7 protein-coding genes and 1 riboswitch are annotated in these 8,047 nt (G+C 72.8%); of the genes, 6 read left to right on the top strand and 1 reads right to left on the bottom strand.

The features are described 5' to 3' along the window. Window positions 1–155: 155 nt before the first annotated feature. Window positions 156–656, bottom strand: a complete 501-nt coding sequence (locus CA984_RS40885) for a DUF402 domain-containing protein (RefSeq protein WP_086578717.1) — start codon at window positions 654–656, stop codon at window positions 156–158. 52 nt (window positions 657–708) lie between these two features. Then, a riboswitch (SAM riboswitch) is annotated at window positions 709–821 on the top strand. 38 nt (window positions 822–859) lie between these two features. Between CA984_RS40885 and CA984_RS46775 the strand changes: the two genes are divergently transcribed. From CA984_RS46775 to CA984_RS40860, 6 genes are all read left to right on the top strand, one after another. After that, on the top strand, window positions 860–1,003 hold the full coding sequence (locus tag CA984_RS46775) for a hypothetical protein (RefSeq protein ID WP_165781609.1): 144 nt from the start codon (window positions 860–862) through the stop codon (window positions 1,001–1,003). 55 nt (window positions 1,004–1,058) lie between these two features. Then, the gene (locus CA984_RS40880) at window positions 1,059–2,813 is read left to right on the top strand and encodes an FAD/NAD(P)-binding protein (RefSeq protein WP_086578716.1); all 1,755 of its coding nucleotides are present in this window, start codon (window positions 1,059–1,061) and stop codon (window positions 2,811–2,813) included. A gap of 119 nt (window positions 2,814–2,932) precedes the next feature. After that, window positions 2,933–4,558 (top strand): ABC transporter substrate-binding protein, encoded by a 1,626-nt coding sequence (locus CA984_RS40875; RefSeq protein ID WP_086578715.1) that lies wholly within the window; start codon window positions 2,933–2,935, stop codon window positions 4,556–4,558. Next, window positions 4,555–5,526: an ABC transporter permease gene (locus CA984_RS40870; RefSeq protein WP_086578714.1), complete on the top strand. Its 972-nt coding sequence runs from the start codon at window positions 4,555–4,557 to the stop codon at window positions 5,524–5,526. Before CA984_RS40875 ends, CA984_RS40870 begins: the two co-directional genes overlap by 4 nt. Continuing rightward, entirely contained in the window at window positions 5,523–6,386 is an 864-nt protein-coding gene (locus CA984_RS40865; protein ID WP_086578713.1) for an ABC transporter permease, read from the top strand. Before CA984_RS40870 ends, CA984_RS40865 begins: the two co-directional genes overlap by 4 nt. 4 nt (window positions 6,387–6,390) lie before the next feature. After that, window positions 6,391–8,001: a dipeptide ABC transporter ATP-binding protein gene (locus tag CA984_RS40860; protein WP_086578712.1), complete on the top strand. Its 1,611-nt coding sequence runs from the start codon at window positions 6,391–6,393 to the stop codon at window positions 7,999–8,001. Window positions 8,002–8,047: the final 46 nt, after the last annotated feature.

The following is an 8,047-nucleotide window of genomic DNA, read 5'->3' as shown; positions in this document are numbered from 1 at the left end:
CTGTAGGCCCCGCCCGGCCGAGGGGGACCGGTGAGGCGGTCGGGCCGGGTCATGTGGGACCGGGCGTGTGGGACCGGTGGGGGCGGCCGGGTCAGGTCACGTAGGACCGGTGGGGTGGTCGGGCCGGGTCATGTGGGACCCGTGGGGCGGCCGGGTCAGGTCACGTGGGACAGCCAGTGGGGGGCGGTCGCGAAGGGGGCCGCGCCGGCGGTGACGGCCTCCATGAGCCGGGCGGCCGTGGCGCGGGCGTTCCCGATGACGTCGGGAGGATAGGTGTAGCGGACCTGGTGTTCCTCGAACTCGTCCTCGTCGTCCAGGAAGATCCGGCCGTCGCGCATGCGGATGACGTCGAGGTCGAGGTCGACCATGGTCACCTCCCCGTCGCGCCACTCGGGCACGGTCGAGACGTCACAGTAGATCTCCGTCTTGTTCGGCGCGGCGTTGAAGGTGGCCGTCCACCAGGCGTCGCGGGGGAAGAGCATCACGAACGCGTCGGACCAGGTGACCACCGGCCCGGCGCCCTTCCTGCCGCTGCTGCCGGCCGCGCAGCCGGTCCAGACGCCGTGCTCGTCCTCGCCGAGGAGCAGGGCCTGGTGATGCCAGTGCAGGGAGCCGTCGTACTTGCGGTAGACCACATTCACGATCTCATGTGACATCCCTCGACCATAAGGGTTGACATAGATCTATGTATTTCCTACCTTCTAACTAGGTTAAGAGTGTCAGTGCAGAGCCCCGGCTGACTGACCGGCAACCCTCGCACCGCGGCGGGGTGCCCCCGGGGGAGACCTGGCGGCACGGTGGGCGTGCCGCAAGCGCGGACCCCTTCACCGGGTCACCGAGACATGCCTGGGAGCAGCACATGTCCGAGATCACACTGAACTACGCGGGCCCCGCCGACCTCGCCACCCGGTTCGGCGGCGACCCGGAGGCCGACCTCTGCCCCGAGGAGCTCCGGCCGCTCCACGCCGACTGGGACGAGTCCCACCGCAGAGCCGCCGTATGAGACAGCCAGTCGACCGGCGCGGGAGCACCCCCGCGCAGCCGGGCGAGGGGATCGCATGAGCGCCTCCATCGCCGTCGTCGGTGCCGGGCCGACCGGCACCTGCCTGGTGGAGCGGATCTGCGCCAACGCGGCCGAACTGCTTCCCTGGCCGTCACTGGACATCCACGTGATCGACCCCTACCCGCCGGGCGGCGGGCGGGTCTGGCGCAGGGAGCAGCCCGGACTGCTCTGGATGAACTCCGCCGCCGCCGACGTGACGCTGTTCACCGACGAGTCGGTCCAGTGCCAGGGCCCCATCCGCCCCGGTCCCTCGCTGGCCGAGTGGCTCGGCTGCGACCCCGGCCGGTTCGCCTCCCGGCCGGTTCAGAGCGCCTACCTGTCCGACGTCTTCTGGCGCGCGGTGAACACCGCTCCGCGCGGCGTCCGGGTGCACGTCCACGCCACCCGCGCGCTGGACCTGACCGACGTCCCCGGCGGGCAGGCGGTGACGCTGGAGGACGGCCGGACGATCGAGGTCGACGCGGTGATCCTGGCGCAGGGACACGGCGACGTGACCCCGACCGGGCAGGAGCTGGCCCTGGCGGACGTGGCCGCCGGCAGCGGGCTGCGCTACCTGCCCACCGGCTACACCGCCGACCTCGACCTGGACCAGGTGCCCGGCGGTGAGCCGGTGATCGTGCGGGGCATGGGGCTGGCCTTCATCGACCTGATGGTGCTGCTCACCTCGGGCCGGGGCGGCCGGTTCGTCCGCGAGTACGACGGGGAGCTCGTCTACCTGCCCAGCGGCAGGGAGCCGCTGCTCCAGGTGGGATCGCGCCGCGGCGTGCCGTACCACTCCAAGACCGGATACCCGTTCCGGGGCGCCCGCCCGCCGGTGCCGCGCTTCCTCACCGCGCGGGCGCTGGGTGAGGGGCCGTGGAACTTCCGCAGGGACGTGTGGCCGCTGGTCGCCAAGGAGCTGGGCTTCGCCTACTACCACGAGCTGATCACCGCCCACCCGAAGCGCGCCAGGATGAGCTGGGAGGAGTTCGAGGAGGCGTACGCGGCCGAGGAGTGGCGCGACGCCGGGATGCGGGCGCTGATCCGCAGGGCCGTACCCCGGCACCTGGACCGGTTGGACTTCGACCGGCTGGACCGGCCACTGGAGCGGATGCGGTTCGGCGACCCGGCGGGGCTGCGCAAGTGGATGCTCGGCTATCTGGGCGCGGACCTGGAGCGCCGCTCCGACCCCGCGCACAGCGCCGACCACGCCATGATCCTCGGGCTGCTGTCCGTCTACGGCGTCCTCGCCGAGCTGGGCCTGTCCGACCCGTGGTTCCACGGCTTCTTCAGCTACATCGCCAGCGGCCCGCCCGGCCCCCGGCTGGAGGAGCTGCGAGCACTCGCCAAGGCGGGCGTGGTCACCTTCCTCGGCGCGGACCTGAAGGTAGAGCACCGCGACCGGCGGTGGCAGGCGCAGAGTCCCACCGTCCCCGGCGGGGTGACGGCCAGGACCCTGATCGAGGCCCGGCTGCCCGCGCCCAGCGTGAGCCGGGCCACCGACCCGCTGATCTCCGCGCTCCGCGACCGGGGCGAGATCGACGAGGAGTCCGGCCTGCTGAAGGTACGGCCGGCCGACCGCCGCCTGCTGGACCGGTCGGACACCCCCCACCCCCGCAGGTTCGCCTTCGGCCCCTGGGTCGTCGGCGGCCGGGCCACCGGCGGATTCGCCCGACCCGGGCTCAACGCCCCGCTTTTCCGGCACTCCGACGCGCTGGCCCGGATCGTGCTGTCCGAGGCCACCGCCACCCAGATCAGACATGTCGCCTGATGGCGCTCCCGTCGCTCGGATCGCTCAGTTCGCTCGGATCTTTCAGGTCGCTCAGGTCGCTCAGGTCGCTCAGGTCGTTGAGGTCGCTCACGTCGTTGGGGTCGTCGAAGGAGAAGCAAGTGAAGCTGCGATGGGGCGCCCTGACACTGGCCGGGGTGCTGGCGCTCACGGCGTGCGGGGCAGAGGCGGAGGCCCCCTCAGCCGCGGCCGGCGGTGGCGGCGGGGGGTCACTGGTGTGGGCGGTGGAGACGCAGCCCATCACGTTCAACCCCCACCAATGGGGCCAGAACAAGGCCCGGCTGCTGGTGCGCAACCAGTTCGACGCGCTGATCGCCCGGGGGCGGAACGGCGAGTTCCTGCCGTGGCTGGCCACCTCCTGGGAGGTCTCCGGGGACGGCCTGACCTACACCTTCCAGCTCCGTGACGGCGTCACCTTCCACGACGGCGAGAAGTTCGACGCCGCGTCGGTGAAGGCCAATCTCGACCAGCTCGTCTCGCCGGGCTACAACCCGGCGGTGGCCGCCATCCAGCTCCGCAACTTCGGCGCGGCCGAGGTGACCGGCACGCACACCCTCAAGATCATGCTGAAGGCGCCGGACGGCCTGTTCCTGGACTTCCTGTCCTCCCCCTACGCCGGCCAGGTCTCCCCGAAGTCGCTGAAGAACGCCAAGGACCTCAAGGCCGGCGGGGCCGACCTCGTCGGCACCGGGCCGTTCATCCTCGACCGGTTCACGCCGGGCCAGGAGGTCCACTACAGGCGCAACCCGGCCTACGACTGGCCGCCCGCCGGCGCGGCCCACCAGGGCCCGGCGCACCTGGCGGAGGTGACCTACCGCTTCCTGCCCGAGGCGGCCGTCCGGGTCGGCGCGCTCACCTCGGGCCAGGTCCAGGTGATCGAGGGCGTGCCCGCCACGGAGATCGGCCTGATCAAGGGCGACCCGCGGTTGAAGCTGAAGACCAGCCTCAACTCAGGCAGCGCGTTCTCCTACTACTTCAACCAGTCGCACGCGCCGTTCGACGACAAGCGGGTGCGCGAGGCCTTCCGGGACGCCGTCGACGTGGACGCGGTCCTCGACTCGGTCTACCAGGGCACGGCGGAGCGGGCCTGGAGCATCGTCGGGCAGGGCAGCCCGCAGTTCTACGACGCCTCGCTGGAGAACACCTTCGGCGACAACCCGCAGCGGGCCAACAGGCTGCTCGACGAGGCGGGCTGGGACAAGCGCGACGCCGAGGGCTTCCGGGTCAAGGACGGCAAGCGGCTGACCGTGCGGGCCGTGAACTCCGCCCCGTACGTCCGGGACCGCCGCGACATCCTCGCCCAGGCGATCCAGGCGGCGGTCAAGCAGAACGCCGGCATCGACTTCCAGGTCAGGCTGGTCGACCAGGGCACCGCGCAAAAGGCCTACGACGACAACCAGTTCGACGTCTTCGAGAACTCGCGCGGCGACACCGACGCCGGAGCCGCGCTCAACCTGATCCTGCCGAAGGGCGCCGCGATCAACCGCACCCACTTCGAGAGTGCCGAACTGGACGATCTGCTCGCCGAGGCGTCGGCCGGCTCCGACGTCGCCGAGCGCAGGGCGCTCTACGTCAAGGCGCAGAAGCTCGTCGCCGACGAGGCCCTGCTGCTCCCGCTCTACGTGCCCGCCGACCAGATCGCCCACAGCGCCGACGTCACCGGGGTCACCTTCGAGCCGGTCTCCGGCACCCCCGACAGTGCTTATGACATCCGGATCGGGACATGAGCACCCTCACACTCACCCGGCGGCGGGGGCTGGCCGCCGCCGGGTGGCTCGGCCCGGTGGCCCGGCGGCTCGGAGCCGGCGTCGCCGTGCTCTGGGCCGCCGCCACCGCGGCCTACGTCGCGCTGCTGCTCGTTCCGGGCGACACCGTCGACGTCCTCATCGCCGACGGTCTCGACACCCCCGAGCGGCGGGCGCAGATCATCGCCGAATGGGGGCTGGACCGCTCGGCCCTGCGGCAGTACGGCGACTACCTGACCCGGCTGCTCCACGGCGATCTCGGCCACTCCTACCTCCTGCAGCGCGGCGTCGGCGAGGTCCTGTCCTCCCAGATCGGGCCGACCGTGCGGCTCGCGCTCACCGCGGCGGCCTTCGGAGTGGCGCTGGCGCTGGTGTCGGCGCTGGTCACCGCGGGCCGCGGGTCCTGGCTCAGCGGCCTGGCCGGCCTGTCGGAGCTGGTGGCGGTCTCGGTGCCGCCGTTCATGCTCGGGATCCTGCTGCTCGTCGTCTTCTCCTTCACCCTCGGCTGGTTCCCGGTCTCCGGCGACCGGGGCTTCGCCTCGCTGGTACTGCCCGCCGTCGCGCTGGGACTGCAGATCGCCGGAGTGCTCGGCCAGGTGCTGCGCGAAGGCCTGGGACGGGCGCTGGAGGAGCCTTTCGCGGTGACCGCGCGCTCGCGCGGCGTCACCGAGTGGCGCCTGGTCGCCCGGCACGCCCTGCGCCACGCCCTGCTCCCGGCCGTCACCCTCACCGGCTGGTTCACCGGCGTCCTGCTCGGCGGCGCGATCGTCGTGGAGGCCGTGTTCGGCCGCCCCGGCCTGGGCCAGGTCACCGTCTCGGCGGTGGCCGGCAAGGACATGCCCGTGGTGATGGCGATCGTCCTGCTGTCGGCCCTGGTCTACGTGACGGTCAGCACGGTCGTCGACCTCGCCTACCTCGCGATCGACCCCCGCCTGAGGAGGAGCCGATGACGGCGGTCACGCAGGCGCCGCCGGTCACGGCCGCCCCCGCCCCGGCCGGGCGCCGGTACGGCGTGCGTCCCTGGCTGCTCGCCCCGCTGCTGTTCCTGGTCCTCGCCGCGGTCGCCGCCCTGGCCCCGGCCCTGCTGAGCGGGGTGGACCCGCTGGCCGCCGACCCGCTGCACGCGCTCTCCGGGCCGGGCGCCGGGCACTGGTTCGGCACCGACCACCTCGGCCGGGACGTGCTGTCCCGCGTCGTCCACGGCGCCGGGCACTCGCTGGCCATCGGCGCGGCCGCGATCCTCTTCGCGGCCGGGGTCGGAACCGTCCTGGGCATGCTGGCCGGGCTGTCCCCCCGATACCTCGACGAGCTGCTCAGCCGCCTGTTCGACGTGCTGGCCACCTTCCCCGAGCTGCTGCTCGCCCTGCTGGTCATCGCGATCACCGGTCCCGGCACCGGGAACGTCATCCTCGCGATCGGCATGGCCCAGATCCCCAACTACGCCCGCGTGATCCGGGCCCAGACCTTCGTCGTCCGCCGCTCCGGCTACGTCGAGCAGGCCGTCACCTTCGGCCTGCGCAGGCCGGTCCTGGTCCTGCGCCACGTGCTGCCCAACGTCCTGGGCCCGCTCCCGGTGCTCGCCACGATCGGCATGGGCACCGCCATCATCGCCACCTCGGGGCTCAGCTTCCTCGGCATGGGCCCCCAGCCGCCGAGCCCCGAGTGGGGCTCGATGCTGTCGGAGGCCCGCAACTACCTGCGCGTCGCCTGGTGGACGGCGCTCTTCCCCGGACTCGCCGTCTCACTGACCGTCATCAGCCTGACCCTGGTCGGGCGCCGGCTCCAGCGCCGTTTCGAAGGGAGACAGTGAAGCGATGAGCCTCATCGAGGTCGAGGACCTGCGGGTCGCCTTCCCGAGGTCCGGAGTGGAGGCCGTACGGGGGGTGAGCCTGTCGATCGGGGCGGGCGAGTGCGTGGCGATCGTCGGCGAGTCGGGCTCGGGCAAGAGCGTCACGGCCAGGACCCTGGTCGGGCTGGCCGGTCCCGGGGCGGCGGTGACGGCCGCGAGGTTCACCGTGCGGGGCAAGGACGCGCTCCGGTTCGGGGCGCGGGACTGGCGGCGGTTGCGCGGCCGGTTCGCCGGGCTGGTGCTGCAGGACGCGCTCGTCTCGCTCGATCCGCTCCGCACGGTCGGCGACGAGATCGCCGAGGTGCTGTCCACCCATGACGTGGTGCCCCGCGCGAGCCGCAGGACGAAGGTGATCGAGCTGCTCGACGCGGTCGGGGTGCCGGAGCCGGGGGTGCGTGCCCGGCAGTACGCCCACCAGCTCTCCGGAGGGCTGCGCCAGCGCGCCCTCATCGCCTCGGCCATCGCCGCGGACCCACCGCTGATCATCGCCGACGAGCCGACCACCGCGCTCGACGTCACCGTGCAGGCCCAGATCCTGCGCCTGCTCGCCGCCCGCAAGGCCGCGGGCACCGCACTGCTCATGATCAGCCACGACCTGGCCGTGGTCTCCTCCATCGCCGACCGGGTCCTGGTCATGAAGGACGGTGTGGTCGTCGAGGAGGGGCCGACCGCCCGCGTGCTGTCCGGGCCCGGGCACGACTACACGAAGCTGCTGCTGGCCGCCGTACCCTCGGCGGCCTCGCGCGGCACCCGACTGTCGGCCATCGCCGCCGGAGGCGTCCCGCTGCGCACCCCGCTGCCCGAACGGAGCGTGGATCACAGCGCGCCGGTCGTGCGGGTCTCGGGCCTGTCCGCGGCGTACGGCTCCCGCCGGGTGGTGGACGACGTCTCCTTCGAGGTCTATCCCGGTGAGACCGTCGGCATCGTGGGGGAGTCGGGGTCGGGCAAGACGACCGTCGCCCGGCTCGTCCTGGGCCTGCTGGCGCCCATCTCCGGGGAGGTGCGGCTGAACGGCGCCCCCTGGTCCGGGATCGCCGAGCGCAGGCGCCGCCCCCATCGCTCCGGCATCCAGGTGATCTCCCAGAACCCGCTCGACTCCTTCGATCCCCGCTACACCGTCGGCCGCCTGGTCGCCGAGCCTCTCGGCGGGTCCTCCAAGGACAGGAGGACCCGGGTGGCCGAGCTGCTGGAGCGGGTGGGCCTGCCGGCCGACATCGCCGGACGCCACCCCCGGCGGCTCTCGGGCGGGCAGCGCCAGCGGGTGGCCATCGCCAGGGCCCTCGCCCCCCGGCCCGACGTGCTGGTCTGCGACGAGCCGGTCTCCGCGCTGGACGTGTCGATCCAGGCCCAGGTGCTCGACCTGCTCGCGGAGATCCAGGCGGCCGACGGGACCGCGCTGGTCTTCATCTCCCACGACCTCGGGGTGGTGCACCACATCAGCGACCGGGTGCTGGTCATGCGTGCGGGCCGGGTCGTGGAGGAGGGGCATGTGGACGAGGTGTTCTTCATCCCCGGACACGACTACACCCGGGAGCTGCTCGGCGCGGTCCCCAAACTGGCGCCGGCCGGGACCTGACCGGCCGGGCCGGGGCGGGAGGGCGCCGGGTCGGACGGGCCGAGGC

This window comes from Streptosporangium minutum (genome assembly GCF_002149035.1).
Taxonomy (GTDB): domain Bacteria; phylum Actinomycetota; class Actinomycetes; order Streptosporangiales; family Streptosporangiaceae; genus Streptosporangium; species Streptosporangium minutum.
This window is presented reverse-complemented; position numbering and strand designations above follow the sequence as displayed.